Annotated in this window: 19 protein-coding genes; 7 read left to right on the top strand and 12 right to left on the bottom strand. The window is 70.2% G+C overall.

Annotation, left to right across the window (positions count from 1 at the left end; all coding sequences use genetic code 11):
• Nucleotides 1-228: 228 nt before the first annotated feature.
• A complete protein-coding gene (locus IZR01_RS08340) occupies nt 229-1,080 on the bottom strand; it encodes an SAM-dependent methyltransferase (RefSeq protein ID WP_194923484.1) in 852 nt (283 codons plus the stop codon).
• Nucleotides 1,081-1,276: 196 nt separating this feature from the next.
• Between IZR01_RS08340 and IZR01_RS08345 the strand changes: the two genes are divergently transcribed.
• Nucleotides 1,277-2,002 carry a Type 1 glutamine amidotransferase-like domain-containing protein gene (locus tag IZR01_RS08345; RefSeq protein WP_194894455.1) on the top strand — a complete coding sequence of 242 codons (726 nt, stop codon included), beginning with the start codon at nt 1,277-1,279 and terminating at the stop codon, nt 2,000-2,002.
• Nucleotides 2,003-2,086: 84 nt separating this feature from the next.
• On the opposite strand, the gene IZR01_RS08350 is transcribed toward IZR01_RS08345, so the two are convergent.
• The gene (locus IZR01_RS08350) at nt 2,087-2,740 is read right to left on the bottom strand and encodes a peroxiredoxin-like family protein (RefSeq protein WP_194923485.1); all 654 of its coding nucleotides are present in this window, start codon (nt 2,738-2,740) and stop codon (nt 2,087-2,089) included.
• A gap of 216 nt (nt 2,741-2,956) precedes the next feature.
• Here IZR01_RS08350 and IZR01_RS08355 point away from each other — a divergent pair, with 216 nt between their 5' ends.
• Nucleotides 2,957-3,571, top strand: coding sequence for a TetR/AcrR family transcriptional regulator (locus IZR01_RS08355; RefSeq protein ID WP_194894453.1), 615 nt, complete (start codon nt 2,957-2,959; stop codon nt 3,569-3,571).
• A gap of 49 nt (nt 3,572-3,620) precedes the next feature.
• Here the strand turns inward: IZR01_RS08355 and IZR01_RS08360 are convergent, their stop codons facing one another.
• Nucleotides 3,621-3,965, bottom strand: coding sequence for an ArsR/SmtB family transcription factor (locus tag IZR01_RS08360; RefSeq protein ID WP_194923486.1), 345 nt, complete (start codon nt 3,963-3,965; stop codon nt 3,621-3,623).
• 84 nt (nt 3,966-4,049) lie between these two features.
• Between IZR01_RS08360 and IZR01_RS08365 the strand changes: the two genes are divergently transcribed.
• Nucleotides 4,050-5,375, top strand: a complete 1,326-nt coding sequence (locus tag IZR01_RS08365) for an MFS transporter (protein ID WP_228559052.1) — start codon at nt 4,050-4,052, stop codon at nt 5,373-5,375.
• A gap of 9 nt (nt 5,376-5,384) precedes the next feature.
• Entirely contained in the window at nt 5,385-6,413 is a 1,029-nt protein-coding gene (locus IZR01_RS08370; protein WP_194923487.1) for an NAD(P)H-dependent flavin oxidoreductase, read from the top strand.
• Nucleotides 6,414-6,487: 74 nt separating this feature from the next.
• Here IZR01_RS08370 and IZR01_RS08375 read toward each other — a convergent pair whose 3' ends face one another.
• The 5 genes from IZR01_RS08375 to IZR01_RS08395 all read right to left on the bottom strand — a co-directional run bounded on the left by IZR01_RS08375 (nt 6,488) and on the right by IZR01_RS08395 (nt 10,829).
• Nucleotides 6,488-6,886, bottom strand: a complete 399-nt coding sequence (locus IZR01_RS08375) for a Fur family transcriptional regulator (protein ID WP_323746948.1) — start codon at nt 6,884-6,886, stop codon at nt 6,488-6,490.
• 16 nt (nt 6,887-6,902) lie between these two features.
• Entirely contained in the window at nt 6,903-7,814 is a 912-nt protein-coding gene (locus IZR01_RS08380) for a metal ABC transporter permease (protein ID WP_194923489.1), read from the bottom strand.
• Nucleotides 7,811-8,713: a metal ABC transporter permease gene (locus IZR01_RS08385; RefSeq protein WP_194894446.1), complete on the bottom strand. Its 903-nt coding sequence runs from the start codon at nt 8,711-8,713 to the stop codon at nt 7,811-7,813. Before IZR01_RS08385 ends, IZR01_RS08380 begins: the two co-directional genes overlap by 4 nt.
• Nucleotides 8,703-9,797: a metal ABC transporter ATP-binding protein gene (locus tag IZR01_RS08390; RefSeq protein ID WP_228559060.1), complete on the bottom strand. Its 1,095-nt coding sequence runs from the start codon at nt 9,795-9,797 to the stop codon at nt 8,703-8,705. The genes IZR01_RS08385 and IZR01_RS08390 overlap by 11 nt, the downstream gene beginning before the upstream one ends.
• A gap of 69 nt (nt 9,798-9,866) precedes the next feature.
• Complete coding sequence (locus tag IZR01_RS08395) at nt 9,867-10,829, bottom strand: metal ABC transporter solute-binding protein, Zn/Mn family (RefSeq protein WP_194923490.1); 963 nt, start codon at nt 10,827-10,829, stop codon at nt 9,867-9,869.
• A 133-nt stretch (nt 10,830-10,962) separates the two neighbouring features.
• Here IZR01_RS08395 and IZR01_RS08400 point away from each other — a divergent pair, with 133 nt between their 5' ends.
• On the top strand, nt 10,963-11,460 hold the full coding sequence (locus IZR01_RS08400; RefSeq protein ID WP_438939692.1) for a DinB family protein: 498 nt from the start codon (nt 10,963-10,965) through the stop codon (nt 11,458-11,460).
• On the opposite strand, the gene IZR01_RS08405 is transcribed toward IZR01_RS08400, so the two are convergent.
• Both IZR01_RS08405 and IZR01_RS53045 read right to left on the bottom strand, forming a co-directional pair.
• On the bottom strand, nt 11,451-12,209 hold the full coding sequence (locus IZR01_RS08405; RefSeq protein WP_194923492.1) for a YidC/Oxa1 family membrane protein insertase: 759 nt from the start codon (nt 12,207-12,209) through the stop codon (nt 11,451-11,453). The two genes, IZR01_RS08400 and IZR01_RS08405, sit on opposite strands and share 10 nt — an antisense overlap.
• A gap of 226 nt (nt 12,210-12,435) precedes the next feature.
• Entirely contained in the window at nt 12,436-12,735 is a 300-nt protein-coding gene (locus tag IZR01_RS53045; protein ID WP_194894443.1) for a DUF6412 domain-containing protein, read from the bottom strand.
• 122 nt (nt 12,736-12,857) lie between these two features.
• Between IZR01_RS53045 and IZR01_RS08415 the strand changes: the two genes are divergently transcribed.
• On the top strand, nt 12,858-13,403 hold the full coding sequence (locus IZR01_RS08415) for a SigE family RNA polymerase sigma factor (protein ID WP_194923493.1): 546 nt from the start codon (nt 12,858-12,860) through the stop codon (nt 13,401-13,403).
• Complete coding sequence (locus IZR01_RS08420; protein WP_194923494.1) at nt 13,400-14,521, top strand: hypothetical protein; 1,122 nt, start codon at nt 13,400-13,402, stop codon at nt 14,519-14,521. Before IZR01_RS08415 ends, IZR01_RS08420 begins: the two co-directional genes overlap by 4 nt.
• 1 nt (nt 14,522) lies before the next feature.
• Here IZR01_RS08420 and IZR01_RS08425 read toward each other — a convergent pair whose 3' ends face one another.
• On the bottom strand, nt 14,523-15,191 hold the full coding sequence (locus tag IZR01_RS08425) for a hypothetical protein (RefSeq protein WP_194894440.1): 669 nt from the start codon (nt 15,189-15,191) through the stop codon (nt 14,523-14,525).
• The gene (locus IZR01_RS08430; protein WP_194923495.1) at nt 15,188-15,943 is read right to left on the bottom strand and encodes a hypothetical protein; all 756 of its coding nucleotides are present in this window, start codon (nt 15,941-15,943) and stop codon (nt 15,188-15,190) included. The genes IZR01_RS08425 and IZR01_RS08430 overlap by 4 nt, the downstream gene beginning before the upstream one ends.
• Nucleotides 15,944-15,960 lie beyond the last annotated feature (17 nt).

Genomic DNA, 15,960 nt, shown 5'->3' on the forward strand with positions numbered 1-15,960 from the left:
GCTTTCGACACCCCGCTCAGCCCGCCAGATCTCTCCGACGAACCAGGGCCTGCTACTGGGCGCTCCGGTGCTTACCCAGGCGGGACTCACACCCGCCGGTCTGGGACAGCTTGCAGGACGCAACATGACGGCAGGCTATCTCCCCCGGGTGCGGCTGCTCAGCCTGTACTGCTCAGCCTGTACTGGTCAGCCTGTACCGCCCAGCCTGTACCGCCCAGCCAATACCGCTCAGCCGGTGCTTCCGTCTTCGTGTCCTGACAGCGGCTTGCGGGCCAGGACCCCGTAGGTGCGCAGGATCGGCGTCTCGGTGGCGTTCGGCTCGGGCTCCCACTGGTCGACCGTCACCAGGCCCGGGGGCTGGATCTCCAGATCGGCCAGCCAGCCCGCGACCACCTCGGGCTCGCGGTTGATGAAGGGGACTCGGGTGGAGCGCTGGTAGTCGTCGAGCATCTGCTGCTGCTCGCCGGGGTGGGCCAGGTCCGGGGCTGCGTGGGACAGTGCCAGGTAGCTGCCCGGGGCGGTGGCGGCGACGTAGGCAGCGACGATGCCGGCCGGGTTCTCGCTGTCCGGGACGAAGTGCAGGACCGCGTTCATCAGCACCGCGATCGGCTGCGACATGTCCAGCGTCTGTTGGAGCAGCGGGTGGGCCAGCACGCTCTCGGGGCGGCGGAGGTCGGCCAGGATCGCGACGGTGTTGGGGACGTCGGTCAGCAGGGCTCGGGCGTGGGCGATGGCGACCTGGTCCACGTCGACGTAGACCACGCGCGCCTCGGGATTCGTCTCCATCGCGACTTCGTGGACGTTGCCCACGGTCGGCACACCGGAGCCCAGGTCCAGGAACTGACTGATGCCTTCGGACTCGGCCAGGCGGCGCACCACGCGGCCGAGGAAGGCGCGGTTGGCGCGGATAGCGCCGACCAGGGTCGGCATGGCCTCGGCGGCCCGCCGTCCGGCCTCCCGGTCGGCCTCGAAGTTCTGGCTGCCGCCCAGCCAGAAGTCGTAAATGCGAGCCGGACTGGGCTGCGAAGGGTCAATGTCCGGAAGACTCAAGGCCAGCTCCGCAACGTCGATCTCGTCCATAGACACCAAATTATCGCCGACGCCGGATCCGGGGTCGGGTTGAGCGTGAGGAACGGCGTGCCGTCCTTGAGGATCCGGACGGCAGCACCGCATTGCCGGGCCAGCCTGCCTCGGTGGCGGCGTCTGTGCAACTGGAGCCAGTGCGCCCACGCGCCAGCGCGTCGCCCCCATGCGCCCGTGCGCTACCGTCGATGCCATGGCAGCAGACGGACGGAAGCACATCCTGGCGATCGGCGGCGGCGCCCTGATGCCGCGCGAGGACGTTCCGCTCTACTTCGAGCTGGCGTGGCGGCTCAGCGGCAAGACCCGGCCGAAGATGTGTGTGCTGAACACCGCCGAAGGCGACAACCCGGCCACCACTCTGCGCTTCTACGACCGCCTCGCCGGCGCCCCGGCGGACGTGCGCCATCTGGCCCTGTTCCCGATGCCGAACGTCGCAGACCCCGAAGACCTGCTGCTGTCCCAGGACGTGGTGTGGGTCGGCGGCGGCAGCGTGGCCAACATGCTGGCGGTGTGGCGCGTGCACGGCCTGGACCAGGTGTTCCGCAAGGCCTGGGAAGCCGGCGTGGTACTGCTCGGCTCCAGCGCCGGCGGGATCTGCTGGTTCGAGGGCGGGACCACGGACTCGTTCGGCCCGGAACTGCGGCCGTTCACCGACGGACTCGGGTTCCTGAAGGGCTCGTACTGCCCGCACTACGCCTCCGAGGCCCGGCGCCGCCCGCTGTTCCACCGGCTCGTCGCCGAGGGCGCGCTGCCGGACGGGTTCGCGTGCGACGACGGGGTCGGGCTGCACTACGTGGACGAGGAGTTGGCGGAGGCCGTCGCGGATCGGCCGGGGGCCGAGGCGTTCTCGGTGCGGCGCGGTGCGGACGGCGTGGTTGAGGAGACCGCGTTGCCGACGCGTTTTCTGGGTGGTGAGTAAGGGGGCGCCGGGCAGGAAACGGCAGCCTGAAACAGCGGCCTGAAGCCTGCCCGGCCGGGCAAATGCCCGTCAGCTCATGTCGGTTCAGAGGCTGTTAAGCGCAGCGAGGACCTCGGCGACCTCGGTGCGAGCGGTGTAGTCAGGCTGGATGTCGACGAACCGCGCGGTTCGGTCCTGGTCGACGATCAGCACGGTCGGGCGGGGCAGATTGACCGAGCCTTCGGCGTTGACCGCGGCCAGGTCCAGGCCCAGCTTGAGCTGGGCGGCGAGGACTTCGTCGGGCTGCCGGAAAGCGATTCCGAGGCTCTGGGCCACGCGGCTGCCGGGGTCGGAGAGCACCGTGAAGGCCAGCTCCGCCTTCTCGACGGTGGACAGGGATTCATCGGGTGTCTGAGGGCTGATGGCCACCAGCCGGGCGCCGAACGCGGCGAGCTCGGGGAGCAGCTCGCGCTGGTAGGTGCGCAGCGCCACGTTGCAGTAGGGGCACCAGCCGCCACGGTAGAACACGATCACCGCGGGGCCGGCCGCGACGAGCTCATCGAGGCTGACGGAGGCGCCGGTGGCGTCGTCGAGCGTGAACGGCTCCAGCCGGTCGCCCACCTTGACCGCGTCGGCGGGGATCCCGGTCTCGAGTAGGTCCGCGACGCTGCGCTCGAAGGTCGCGACCACCTCGCCGGGGAGTCGCTCGGCCGAGGCGGCCTTGATCTGACCGGACTGTTCGCTGATGGTGGCGGACATCGGACCTCCATGGGTCGGCAAGGGCTCGGCGTGACGGAGCCGTTGGTGACGTTGGTGACGTTGCTGGCGTTGCTGGCGTTAGTGACGCGTTGCTGGCGTTAGTGACGTTGCTGCCGCTGGTGACGTCAGCGACGCTAGTGGACTGCGTAGTCCACTACTTCCACCCTGACCGACCCGGAGTGGACTGTCAAGTCCAGTCGGTGGGATACTCCAGGCATGGGAGTACAGCCGACAACCGAGCGGGGGCGCCGGACCCGCGAGCGCATCGTGACCGCCGCGGCCGAGGTCGTCGCGCAGAAGGGGGCGCTCGGGGCGAGCCTGGACGAGGTCGGCGAACGCGCCGCCGCCTCGCGCAGCCAGCTCTACCACTACTTCGACGACAAATCCGACCTGCTGCGCGCGGTCGCCGAGTCGACCAACGACGCGGTGCTCGGCGCGCAAGACGATCTCTTCGCCGGCCTCGGCACGTGGCCGGGCCTGGTGCGTTGGACCGACGCGCTGGTAGCCCTGCAAGAGGAGCGCGGCGGGGTGGGGGGCTGTCCGATCGCCAACCTCCTCGGCCAACTCGGCGAGCGCGACGACGAGATCCGGGTGGTCCTCTCCGATGGCTTCGACCGCTGGGAGGCCAGCATCCGAGCCGGACTCGCCGCCATGGTCGCGTCCGGCGAGCTTCAGGCTGACGCCGACGCAGACTGGCTCGCGGCCTCTACGCTCGCCAGCCTCCAGGGCGGGCTCGTCCTCTCGCAGGCCCGCCGCGACCCGCTGCCGCTTCGCCGTGCCCTCGATGGCGCGATCCGCCTCATCGCGACCTACCGCACGACAAAGGCCTGACCAACGCGGAGCTGGATGCGGGGGCGAAAGATGCTGGGGTGTGTAGGTATCAGAAACCGGCCATGACCGCGCGTCCCTGCGGGATCGCCAGATCGAGCAGCCCTGGGAACAGCTCGTCCAGATCCTGGCGCCGCAACCGGTTCAGCCGGCGCGTCCCCTCGTCGCGCTGCCGGATGACACCGGCTTCGCGGAGCGTCCGGAAGTGGCCGCTCTGCGTGGACTTGCTCACCGGCAGCTGGAACACGCCGCAAGCCAGCTCGCCGTCCGGTTCGACGTCGGCCAGGCGGGCGACGATCGCCAGCCGCATGGGGTCGCTCAACGCCGCCAAGACCGCGGTGAAGCGCAGCTCGGTGCGGTCCGGGTGGATGAGTTCGGTGGCGGTGCGACTGGCCATGGGTCCAGTCTAGAGCATCATGTTCGCGTTTCCCGAACATCTGCTATGTTCGAGATTACCGAACATGCCGCCCCGGGAGGACTCATGGCGCCCGATCGCCTTGCCACCGCTACCACCGCTACCACCGCAACCGCCGCAACCGGCACCGCTACTACCGCTGCCGCACACGACGGGCCGCCGCCATCCGACAGCGAGGATCCAGGTCCAGCCCGCGTCGAAGGCCCGCCCGGGCTATCAGCGACAGGTCAGCGGATCCGCTTCTGGGGAACGGCCTACACGTTCCTGATCCTCCTCACCGGCACGAACCTGCCGACCCCGCTCTACAAGGGCTACGAGGCCCGCTTCGGCTTCTCGCCGCTGACCCTGACGCTGATCTTCACCGCGTATGTCGCGGTCCTGATTCCCTCGCTCCTCGTGGTCGGCCCGGCCGCGGACGCCGTCGGCTATCGCGTGATGCTGGTGCCGGCCCTGGTCGTGGCGGCGGGCGGAGCGCTGGTGTTCGCGTTCGCGTCCGGCACCGGGTGGTTGTTCGCCGGGCGCATCCTGCAAGGTGTCGCGATCGGCGCGGCGACCGGGCCGTTGACCGCGACGCTGACCGGGCTCGAACCCAACGGCGACCGGCGCAAGGCGGCGTTGGTGTCGACGGTGGCCACGGCCGGCGGCCTCGGGCTCGGGCCGCTGCTGGCGGGTTTCCTGGCGCAATACGCACCGGCGCCGCGGGTGTTCCCGTTCGTACTGGAGATCGTGCTGTTGGTCCCGGCCATGGCGCTGGTCCTGTCGCTGCCCGCGCACCAGGCCCGCACGCGCTGGCGTCCGCGGCGCCCGGAGATCCCGGCGGCGCTGCGCTCGGAGTTCGCGACCAGCGGGACGGCGTGCTTCGCGGCGTTCGCCGTCGTCGGGCTGTTCCTCACCCTGATCCCGACCTACGTCGCGACGCTGTCCGGCAGCAAGAACCTGTTCCTCGGCGGCGCGGCGGTGGCCCTGATGCTCGCCTGCTCGGCGACCGCGCAGGTACTCGGCTACGGCCGTTCGGCGCGCGGGCTGGAGATCGCCGGACTGCCGTTGCTGGCGATCGGGCTGGCCTCGCTCGCGGTGGCGGGCAACGTGTCGTCGCTGGCGCTGCTGCTCGGCGCGACCGTGGTGGCCGGCGTCGGGCAGGGGCTGACGTTCCTCGGCGGGCTGACGGCGATCAACAGCGCGGCGCCGGCGGACCGGCGTGCGGACGTGATGTCGAGCTTCTTCGTGATCCTGTATCTGGGAGTCGGCGTGCCGGTGGTCGGAGTCGGCTTCGTCGCGACGCGAGTGGGGTTGCTCACAGCGGTGCAGTACTTCGCCTGGGGAGCTGCGGTGTTGTGCGTAATAGTGCTGGCGGTACTCGCCCGGATGGCTCGGCGAGCGGAAGTCAGGTAGGCATTACCCATGACCGGGTTTCTGGAGTCCGAACTGCCGATCGTGGCCGCGCCGATGGCGGGTGGGCCGACTACGGTCGCGCTCGTGGGCGCGATGCAGGGGGCCGGGGCGTTCCCGTTTCTGGCAGGCGGCTACAAGAAAGCCGAGGCGCTGGCTGCGGAAGTCCGGCAGGTTCGGGAACTCGGCGGGAGCGGGACGTTCGGCGTGAACCTGTTCGTGCCGGGAACGGATGCCGTGGACGCCGCGGCGTTCCGCGCCTACGCCGCGGAGTTGGCACCCGAGGCCGCTCAGTACGGGCTGGAGCTGGACCCGCAGCCGGTCGTGGACGACGACGATGAGTGGCCTGACAAGCTCGCGCTCCTCCTGGCCGAGCCGGTGCCGGTGGTGTCGCTGACGTTCGGCTTGCCGGACGTGCGCGACATCGCGGCGCTGCGCCGGGTCGGCAGCCGGGTGCTGGCGACCGTGACGACAGCCGCCGAGGCGAAGATCGCGCGGGACGCCGGAGTCGACGGACTCGTGGTCCAGGCTCCCGCAGCCGGCGGGCACAGCGGGACCTACGATCCGCTGCGGACGCTCACATCGGTCAGCGCGCCGGACCTGGTGCGCGAAGTACGGGCGGCCGTGGAGCTGCCGGTCGTGGTCGGAGGCGGGGTGGCGCGCGCCGAGGATGTCAGAGTTCTCCTAGCGGCCGGCGCCGAAGCGGTCGCGGTGGGAACGCTGCTCCTACGCACCGACGAGTCCGGCGCCTCGCAGACCCACAAGGACGCGCTCGCCGACCCGGCCTTCACCGAGACGGTCATCACCCACGCCTTCACCGGGCGCCCCGCACGCGGGCTCCACAACGGTTTCATCGACCGGCACGAGTCCACGGCTCCCTACGGCTACCCGGCGCTCCACCACCTGACGCGTCCCCTGCGTCAGGCTGCTGCGAAGGCGGGTGACGCGGACCGGCTGCATCTGTGGGCCGGCACCGGGTTTCGCGCGGCGAAGGAAGGCCCGGCGGCTGAGGTGATTCGGGAGCTGGCGCGCGGACTGTAGCCACAGTAGCCAGAGCCAGTAGCTAGAGGCAGTAGCTAGAAGCAGTAGCTAGAAGCAGTAGCTAGAAGCAGTAGCTAGAAGCCGTCAGGTTTCTGACATGTTCGGCAGACCCCTGACAACTCGACAACATGCGCGACCTCGGCGAATCCGAGCCGCCGCGCCGTGTCCTCAGCCCAACGCTCGACGACGTCGGAGGCGACCGGCTCTCCGATCCCGCACTCCCGGCACACCAAGTAGTGCCGATGGTCGCCAGTAGTCCGAGCCCGATAGTGCTGCACTCCAGAGGTGTCGCGGAACGTGTCGGCCGCCCCGGCGGCCACCAAAGCACCGAGCGTGCGATAGACCGTAGACAAGCCGATCCGATGGCCCGCGGAGCGCATCAGGTGGTGCAGGTCCTGCACCGTGATGAACTCCGCGTGGCCGGTGAGGCATTCGGCGATGATCTGGCGTTGCCGGGTGACGTAACCGGGCACGGCGGCGCGCGCCCCGTCAGACGGAGACGGTGTCCGCGGTGGCGACCGGTTCCGCAACCCGGATGTGCACCGGGGCCGCAGCGGTCGCCGCGGAACGCACCGCCGCGCGGCGCCGGCTGGACCACCGATAGATCATGGCCGCCGCGTAGACGGCCGTGGCGACCGCGGTGATCGAGAAGCTGGGCGGCATGCGCGGCACGAAGTAGGCCAGCGTCAGTCCGGCCCACATCTCCCCCACGGCCAGCGCGATCGCGAGGCCCAGGCCCCGGAACGGCCGGTCGGTCAGCACCAGCGCGGTGCCGGCCGGCGCCGCGACCAATCCGAGTAGCAGCAACGCCCCGACGGCCTGCGTGGCCTCGGCGGTGGCCGCGCCGACCAGCGCCAGGAACACGAAGCCCAGCACCCGGACCGGCACGCCGCGGGCGGCGGCCACGGCCTCGTCCAGCGTCGCGAACAGCAGCGGCCGCGCGATGAACACCAGCGCCGCGAGCACGCCGACGCCGATCCACAGCGCGGTCTGGGCCTGCGAGGACGACAGGCCCAGGATCGAGCCGAACAGCACGTTGATCGTCGCCGAGCCGTTGCCGGCCCCGGAACGGTTGGTCGTGTACACCGTCAGGAAGAAGACCCCGAGCCCGAGGATCCAGGCGAAGACGTTGCCGATCACCACGTCGTCGGCCCGGCCGCGCCGGCCGAGCGCGCCGAGCAGCAGCGCGACCGCGATCGTCGCGGCGAACAGGCCGACCCGCAGGTCGATGCCGAACGCCAGGGCGGCGAGCGCGCCGGTGAACGCCACGTGCGACAAGGCGTCGCCGGTGAACACCTGCGCCCGCAGCACGAGGAAGAATCCGACCGCCCCGCAGGCCGCCGCGATGCCGGTTCCGCCGAGCAGCGCGTAGACCATGAACGGATGGCTGAACATGCTCATGAGACCCCCAAGGCTTCTGCGACCTGCCGACGTCCGGCTCCGCGCCATCGCGCCGCGAACCCGTAGAGGTTGGCCAAGAGGTAGCAACCGAACGCGAAAGTGGTGATCCAGAAGCCGATCGGGTACGGCGAGAAGTACGCCGCCCCCAAGCCGAACCACGTCACGGCCAACGCGAACACGACGGACAGGACCAGGCTGCGGCCGGGCCGCGCGGTGATCCGCTGCGCCGTGGCCGCCGGCATCACCAACAGCGCGAACACCAGCAGCGAGCCGGTGATCTGCGAGACCTCGGCGGCGGTGGCGCCGAGCAGCACCAGGAACAGCAAGCTGAGCGTGCGGGACGGGACGCCACGCGCGTCGGCGACGGCCGGGTCGACCGAGGCGAACAGCAGCGGGCGTCCGATCAGCGCCATGGCCAGCAGCACCACGACCGCGACGACGGCGAGCACCGCGATGTCGCCGGGCGTGACGCCGAGGAAGCTGCCGAACAGCAGGGAGTTGACCCCGTTGAGGAAACCCTTGTAGAGCGCGACGAACAGCATCCCGCAGGCCAGTGTGAAGGACTGCACTATGCCGGTCAGCGCGGACTCCTCGGCCATCCCGCCCTTGCCGCTGCGGGCCAGGGCCGCGATCACCGCCGCCGCCCCGATGCAGAACCCGAAGTAGCCCCACGAGGCGCTCACGCCGAGGAAGACCGCGGCCGCGGCGCCGGGGAAGCCGGCGAGGGAGACGGTGTGCGCGACGAAGGTCTGACGCCGCAGCACCACGAACCAGCCGACGACGGCCGCCAGGACGGCGACGATCGTGCCGGCCCGGTAGGCGTTCACCATCGAGTCCAGCTTCCACATCTGGTCGATGTCGGAGAGCAGGTTCCAGGACAGGCCGGAGTCAGCGGGCATCGTCGGCCTCCGATCCGGCCGGACGGCGGTCGGTGGCGCGGCGGTCCATGGCACGACCATCCGCGACACGGCGGTCCATGGCGCGACCATCCGCGGCACGACCATCCGTGACCCGACCATCCGTGGCCCGCCGGTCGCCGCCGACGAGCGCGCCGGCGTGCCGATCGGAGTGCATCACCGGCGCCTCCGGGCCGCCGACCACGACCAGCCGGCCGTCGGAGGCCCGCAGCACCTCGACCGGGGTGCGGAACAGCTTGGACAGGGTCTCGGTGGTGATGACCTCCTCCGGCGTGCCGGAGGCCGCGCCGCCGTCGGCCAGGTACACGACCCGGTCGAGGTAGGGCAGGATCGGGTTCACGTCGTGCGCGACCATCACCACGGCCACGTCCTCCGAGCGCGATATCCGGCCGATCAGGGCCGCGACAGAGGCCTGATTCGGCAGGTCGAGGGAGTCCAGCGGCTCGTCCAGCACCAGCAGCCGGGGCTTGCGGACCAGCGCCTGGGCGATCAGCAGCCGCTGCTGCTCGCCGCCGGAGCACTCGCCGATCGCCCGGTGCGCGTAGGCGGACGCGCCGACCAGTTCGATCGCCTCGCGGACCCGGGCCTCGGCTTCCCGCCGCTTGGCGCCGCCGAACCGGCCGGTGCCCGGCAGCGGGATGCCCCAGCGGTCGCCGTCCAGGCCCAGGCGGACGACGTCGATGCCGCGGATGCGCAGCGAGGCGTCGAAGGAGCGGCGCTGGGGCAGGTAGCCGATCTGGGCGCCGGCGGTGCCGGGGCGGTGGCCCAGGACCCGGACCTCGCCGGTGGCCGCGGGCAGCACCCCGAGCAGAACCTTGACCAGCGTTGACTTTCCGACGCCGTTCGGACCCAGGACGGCCACGAACTCGCCGCACTCGACCGTCAGATCGACGCCGCCCCACAAGGTGCGGCCCGCGACCGACGCCGAGGCGCCGCGCAGTTCCACGACCGCCACCGGTTCGTTGCCCGCGTTGCACACCCGGCTCGCGCCGTCCAGCAGCGCGGCCGCCGCCTCAGAATCCGTATTCACCGCATTCACCGCATCCACTGCGTCCACCGCCGTCATCGTCTCCACCGCTCTCCTGGGCCCGTCGGCTGCCAACGCCGCCGTCGCCTGCTTGCTTCCGCCAGGGCGTCAGTGGCCCGTCGCCTGGGCCAGTGCCGCCTTCAGCCCCTGCAATTCGCCGACCATCCAGTCCTGGAAGGTAGCGGACGCCGGTGCGAGGGTCTCGGTCACGGTGGTCACCGGGATCCCGGCGGCCTTGGCCTCGTTGACCTGAGCCGAGATGTCCGGCGTCGAGTTCTGCGAGTTGTAGACGTAGACCTTGATCTGCTTGCCCTTGATCTGGCTGTCGATCGCGGTCTTGTCCGCCACCGAGGGGTCGTTGCCCTCGGAGATGTCCTTCAGGAACGAGTACGGCGTCAGCATCTTCAGGCCGAGGGTGTCGGCCAGCGGCGAGACGATGGACTCCGAGGCGCCGATCGGGGTGCCGGCGTACTGGGTCTTGATCTCGGACTCCAGCTGGTTGTAACCGGCCAGCGTGGTGTTCTCGAAGGTCTGCTTCTGGGTGTCGAAGTACGCGGCGTCGGCCGGGTCCAGCTTCTTGTACTCCGCGACGATGGCGTCGATGACCTTGTAGACGCTGTCGTGGGAGTACCACTGGTGCGGGTTGTCGCCGTCCTTGAGACCGACCACGTCGCCGACGGTCAGGACGTCACGGCCGGACGCCGGGTTGGCCGAGACCAGCTTGGGGGCCCAGGAGGTGTCGTAGCCGATGCCGTTCTGGATGAACAGCTGCGCGCCGGCGATGAGCTTGGCGTCGTTCGGGGTGGCCTCATAGGAGTGCGGGTCGGTGTCCGGGTTGGTGATGATCGACGTCTCGGCCACGTGCGTCCCGCCGAGCTGGAGCGCGATCGAGCCCCAGAAGTTCTCGGCGGCGACCACCGTGATCTTCGTGGTGGACCCGGTCGTCTGGCCGCCCGGGACCACCACGGCGGCGGGCTTGGCCGTCGACTTGGTCGAGCACCCCGCGGTCAGCGCCACGGCCACGCCGACCGCCAGCAGGCCGCCGGCCGCGCGCTTCAGACTCCCGTCCATGGAGGCCCCCTCTATGTGCAGGCTCAGTTCATGAGCTTGATGATGAAAACCGTTTTCAAGTCCCGACAGCCGGAAGCATATGAAAATCGTTTCCACTTGGCAAGGTCACGCCGGGTAGCGAACAATGCGCGGGGTGACCGACGAACGCGCGAACCTGCTCCGCTACCTGCGTATCCAGCGCGAACACGTCCTCGGCGCCCTGGAAGGCCTGGACGCCGAGACGCTGCGTCGCCCGATCCTGCCGTCCGGCTGGACCTGCCTGGCGCTGGTGAGCCATCTCACATATGACGACGAGCGCTTCTGGTTCCGCGGCGTCATCGCCCGCGACCAGGAGGTCATCGACGCCGTGGAGCGCCGGGAGCCCGGCGGCTGGCAGCTCGACGCGGACCTGCCGGCCGAGGAGGTGTTCGCCCGCTACCGCGCGGAGGCCGGACGCTCCGACGCGGTGCTGGCCGAGTGCGATCTGGACGCCGCCCCGACGTGGTGGCCGGAGTACGTGTTCGGCACGTGGCGGCTGGACTCGGTGCGGCAGATCGTCCTGCACCACATCACCGAGACCGCGGCGCACGCCGGGCATCTGGATGTGGTGCGGGAGCTGATCGACGGCAGCCAGTGGGTGATTCAGGACTGAGCGGGCTGCACCATGCGGCGCCGCTCTACGAGGGTCCACAGGGTCGTGGTCGCGACGTAGAGGCTGCTGGCGACCGGGAGTACGACGGCCCCGAGGACTGAGAAGTAGGGCAGCAGGGACATCAGCTTGGTGACGCCGGGGGCGGGGGTACTTGTACCGGTCGCCGGGACTGCGTCGAGCGCGGCACTCCCCCGCATCCGGCGCGAGGACCACGTGGCCAGGACCGCGAGCGCCGCGATCAGCGCCACGAACACCGCGACGTGCCCGAGCGCCACTGACGACCCGCTGAAGACGTCCCGGAAGTGGGAGCCGAGGCCGACCCCGAACAGCTGGTCGCTGAGCAGCCCGTTGTGGTGCCCGCCGATGGTCGGCGAGACGAACAGCCGGTACACGACGATAAACACCGGGATCTGCACCAGCCCGAGCCCGATGCCGGGCGCCAGCTTCACACCGTTGGCCCGGTACAACTCGACGGTCTCGCGCTGGGCGCGCAGCGGGTCGTTCTTGTACTTGCGCTGGAGCTTCTGCACGGCCGGGGCGAGCGCGGCGCGGGCCTTCTGTGCGGACAGTTGCGCCGTCATCTGGGCCCGGTTCAGCGGGTGCAGACAGAGCCGGACGGCAGCGGTGAACACGACGATCGCGACGGCCGGGCCGAGGCCGCCGAGCACCGGGACCAGCACGACGGACAGGCCGGTGACGGCGTGGTAGGCGGCGACGATGGCCGGGGTGAGCAGGGAGTAGAACGGCATGGCGAACCCCTTCGGGCATCTTGCGGATGGATGAGATCGGCGAGATGGACCGTGCCGGCATGGCCGCGGGTCGGCGGTGGCAGATCAGCGATATCGGATCAGCGATAGCAGATGACCAGTAGCGGATCAGCGATATCGGATCAGCTATTGCGGATCACCAGTAGCGGATCAGCGATTGCAGATCCCCCGTAGGAGATCAGCGATTGCGGATCTGCGCGGCGGCCGGTCAGACGGTCGCGGGGTTCGATCCCGGCGGTCGGGGATGGGGCTTGCCGGCCGCATCGGGGTCGCGTTGCGGCAGGAACGCCGTGTCGCGCAACGAGGATCGCGCGGCGGCGGCAGTCTGCGCGGCCACCGCGGTCCCGGCCATCAGCACCGAGAACGCGCTGCGCCGCAGTGCGGCGGCGAGCAACGCCAGGGCGGAGGCCGACGCGACCAAGACGGCGGTGTTCTGCCCGCCGAACAGCACCAGGAGCGTGGCGAAGGCGGCGAGCAGGCTCGCGGCGGTCGCTCCTCGGTTCGTCACAGGGGTCAGCGTACAACCGCCGCCGCGACTGTGAAGAAGTCGGTCCACGCGATGCAACCCACAGCACGGGCCCACGCATTAGTGATCTGGCAGTGTGCATCCATGCTGTGATCGAGAGGGGGATGGCTGTGGGGGAACTGGTGCGGGACGCCGAGTTCACCGAATTCGCCAGGGCACGCGCTCCGTGGCTGCGCAAGGTCGCGTATCTGCTGTGCGGGGACTGGCACCGCGCGGACGACCTCGTCCAGGCCAGCATGCTCAAGCTCTATACCGGCTGGCACCGGGCCGGACAGGTCGAGAACGTCGACGGCTACGCGCGCCGCACGCTGATCAACGTGTTCCTGGCCGAACAACGCGGGCCCTGGTGGCAGCGCGTCATCAACCACGAGCGGGAGCCGGACCCGGAGGTGCTGGCCGACGCCCGGTCGGTGACGGCGCTGGACCTGGACGCGGCGCTGGACCTGCGGGCCGCGCTCGCGGCGCTGCCGCCGAAGCAGCGTGCGGCCGTGGTGCTGCGTTACTACTGCGACCTGTCGGTGGATCAGACCGCTGAGATCTTGCAGTGCTCGACGGGCAACGTCAAAAGCCAGACCTGGCACGGCCTGAGGACGCTACGGGTCCGTTTGGAATCCGCGGCCGGTGACACTACGGAAGGGCAAGGACTGTGAACGACGAACTGCACGCAGGCGACTTCACCGGAAACGACCTTCACGCTCTGAGCTCCCGGCTGACAGACCTGGCCGACGCCCCGGCACCGCCGAGCCCGTTCGATCCGGCTCGGGTGGCGGCCGTGGGCCGACGGCGGGTGCTGGCGACTCGGGCCTCGGCGGTCGGGGGCAGCGGCGTACTCGCGGTGGCGGCGGTTTTCGGGATCGTGGCGGCGTTCGCTCCGTCGGCGCCATCGGCGATCGCGGCCGCCGCGGCGCCCAGATCCGGAATCGGCGCCGATCCGCTGGTCAAGTACGCCGACTTCGGATGGCTGCCCGACTCGCTGCCGAACGTGAGCTACGAGGCCCCGATCAAGCGCGAGGACAGTGATGTCGTCGCGCAGGGGAACAAGTCGCCTGAGGGCGCGCCCCGCGTCGATCTCCAGCCGCTTCCCGGCGACGGCCCCGGCGGACCGAACGCCCACGAGCGCATGATCCCGGTGACTCTCGACGATGGGCGCAAGGCGTACTGGGTCACGCAATCCGGGAATCAGGGTCAGTTCGCGGGGTTCTTCCAGTTGCGCTTCCCCTCGAAGGAAGGCCGGTGGTTCGCGCTGGCTTGGGATGTCAACTGGAACGAGTCCCCCGCCAGCGTTGCCAAGATCAGCGGAGTACCGCTGAACTCGGCGGCCTCTGCCGACAACGCTCCGCCGACCTCCGTCCCGGTCTCGGCGCAATGGCAGGCGACGCTGCTGCGCATAGCAACGCAGGTGAATGACACTCCAGTGCCGGTTCCCATGCCGTTCTCCGTGGCCGGACTTCCGGCGAACTTCCAGCCGGACAAGGCTTTCCTGTGGCGCCCGGCCGCATTCGGCGACGGGGCGCCGGGAACCTGGAGCGCCCTGCTCACCTTCGATTCAGACGTGGGGACAGTCACCATCGAGGTCGGCCCGCACGGCTCGGTGAGCAAAACGAAGGATGACAAGTGCAAGACCTCGGCGGGTCTGGACGCCTGCGTGGAGCTGGCGGGCAAGGTCGCGGGGCTCAACGAGGTCGGCGGGCCGAAGGGACTGCTCAAACTCCTCACTTTGCTCGGTCTCGATGAGAAGCAGTGGACGACGAACGTCATCGTCCCCTGATTCAGGAGGCGACCTCCTCCAGCTCCGCGACCGTAGCGGTCACCATCGCCAGCACCTCGTCCTGGGTCGGCGCGGCATCGCGGTCCACCCAGCGCAGGGTGGCGGCGATGGTGTCGAACAGGAACACGATGGCGCGGACCACGGGGTCGTCGACGTCGGCCCCGGCCAGGACGGAGAACGTCATCAGGCCCCAGACGCCGGGGCGGTCCGGGTGTGGCAGGTAGTACGACACCCGGACTCCGACGGTGTCCCTGCCGTACATCTCCTGGTGGATGACGGCTGAGATCCGGGCGGCGGTGGCGCCGCCGATGTCGACGCACGAGCCGTCCGGCCCGGCGTCGTCCAGGATCGAGGCCAGCAGTTGCTCAGGGTCCTGCGGGTCCTGGTCTTCCAGGATGGTGATCAGCATCGAGCCCGGGATGCGGGTGCTGTTGAACTCGCGCAGGGGCAGGACGACCCAGCGCGCGCCTTGGCGGCTGGCCTCGTCGGTGCTGGCGGTGAGTTGCTTGCGCAGTTCGCGGCGCCAGGGTTCGGCGCGGTCGCGGGGCAGGGTGGGCGGCAGGGCGCGCCCGATGATGCGGTCGATGGCCCACTTGCGCACGCGTTCGGTGTCCGGGGCGGTCGGCAGGACGGCCCAGCCGGCCGGCAGCACCAGTTCGACGTCGATCATCGGTTCACCTCCTGGCGGGCTCCGCCCGCGGGCTCCAGATCCGGCGCGATCGGCCTGGGATGCTCGGCGATCTGCTGCATCAGCTTGTCCACCCCCGGACCGATCAGTCCCATCAGTTGGAGATCCATCACCCGGGTCGTGAGCAGCACGTCCACCCGCGCCGCCGGCCGGTCATCCGCGGCGGGCCAGTCCAGCCGCATCGCCGCGTCCAAGCGGCCGTAGGCGAGGTGGTCGTTGGTGCGCTGCACACTGAGCACGCGGAGTCCGTCGCCGTACGGGGTGCTGACGTACTCGATCTGCCGGCCCAGGCCCAGGCCGCCGTCGGACGACGCCGGCTCGCCGCCGCCGGAGTCGGCCCCGACGAGTTCCATCAGGTAGATCGGGTCGTCGGCGACCGGTGCCCGGTACTCGACCACCACCGGCACCGGCGACCAGCGCGGCCAGCCCTGGATGAAGGCGGTGCCCCAGGCCATGCGCTGCCAGACCGGGAGGGTGGCGGCGCGGGCGGTCAGCCAGCGGGCGATGCCGCGGCCGACGTTGTCGGCGGTGAAGGGGTAGTCCTCGGGGAGGTTCTCCTCGGCGATCCAGCTCTGGCGGAACTCCTCGCCCCAGCCCTCGCGGGTCCACTCGGTGAACATCTCGACCACACCGTCGGCCCAGGCGCTCTGTTCGTCCTCGGTGGCGCCGGGGTCGGGGACCCGGCCCCAGAACCAGGGCACTGTGATCTCGGCCGAATCATCGTCCGCTGTCATGGCTGTCATCTCCTTAC

It is taken from the genome of Catenulispora pinisilvae, from assembly GCF_015356865.1.
GTDB lineage: Bacteria > Actinomycetota > Actinomycetes > Streptomycetales > Catenulisporaceae > Catenulispora > Catenulispora pinisilvae.

What these genes read in the sequence shown, in the direction of transcription:
- IZR01_RS08380 (WP_194923489.1), bottom strand. Translation starts at nt 7,814, where the DNA reads ATGAGCATGTTCAGCCATCCGTTCATGGTCTACGCGCTGCTCGGCGGA.
- IZR01_RS08390 (WP_228559060.1), bottom strand. Translation starts at nt 9,797, where the DNA reads ATGACGGCGGTGGACGCAGTGGATGCGGTGAATGCGGTGAATACGGAT.
- IZR01_RS08425 (WP_194894440.1), bottom strand. Translation starts at nt 15,191, where the DNA reads ATGATCGACGTCGAACTGGTGCTGCCGGCCGGCTGGGCCGTCCTGCCG.
- IZR01_RS08415 (WP_194923493.1), top strand. Translation starts at nt 12,858, where the DNA reads ATGGCTGTGGGGGAACTGGTGCGGGACGCCGAGTTCACCGAATTCGCC.
- IZR01_RS08430 (WP_194923495.1), bottom strand. Translation starts at nt 15,943, where the DNA reads ATGACAGCGGACGATGATTCGGCCGAGATCACAGTGCCCTGGTTCTGG.
- IZR01_RS08360 (WP_194923486.1), bottom strand. Translation starts at nt 3,965, where the DNA reads ATGGCCAGTCGCACCGCCACCGAACTCATCCACCCGGACCGCACCGAG.
- IZR01_RS08355 (WP_194894453.1), top strand. Translation starts at nt 2,957, where the DNA reads ATGGGAGTACAGCCGACAACCGAGCGGGGGCGCCGGACCCGCGAGCGC.
- IZR01_RS08385 (WP_194894446.1), bottom strand. Translation starts at nt 8,713, where the DNA reads ATGCCCGCTGACTCCGGCCTGTCCTGGAACCTGCTCTCCGACATCGAC.
- IZR01_RS08350 (WP_194923485.1), bottom strand. Translation starts at nt 2,740, where the DNA reads ATGTCCGCCACCATCAGCGAACAGTCCGGTCAGATCAAGGCCGCCTCG.
- IZR01_RS08395 (WP_194923490.1), bottom strand. Translation starts at nt 10,829, where the DNA reads ATGGACGGGAGTCTGAAGCGCGCGGCCGGCGGCCTGCTGGCGGTCGGC.
- IZR01_RS08365 (WP_228559052.1), top strand. Translation starts at nt 4,050, where the DNA reads ATGGCGCCCGATCGCCTTGCCACCGCTACCACCGCTACCACCGCAACC.
- IZR01_RS08405 (WP_194923492.1), bottom strand. Translation starts at nt 12,209, where the DNA reads ATGCCGTTCTACTCCCTGCTCACCCCGGCCATCGTCGCCGCCTACCAC.
- IZR01_RS08340 (WP_194923484.1), bottom strand. Translation starts at nt 1,080, where the DNA reads ATGGACGAGATCGACGTTGCGGAGCTGGCCTTGAGTCTTCCGGACATT.
- IZR01_RS08345 (WP_194894455.1), top strand. Translation starts at nt 1,277, where the DNA reads ATGGCAGCAGACGGACGGAAGCACATCCTGGCGATCGGCGGCGGCGCC.
- IZR01_RS08370 (WP_194923487.1), top strand. Translation starts at nt 5,385, where the DNA reads ATGACCGGGTTTCTGGAGTCCGAACTGCCGATCGTGGCCGCGCCGATG.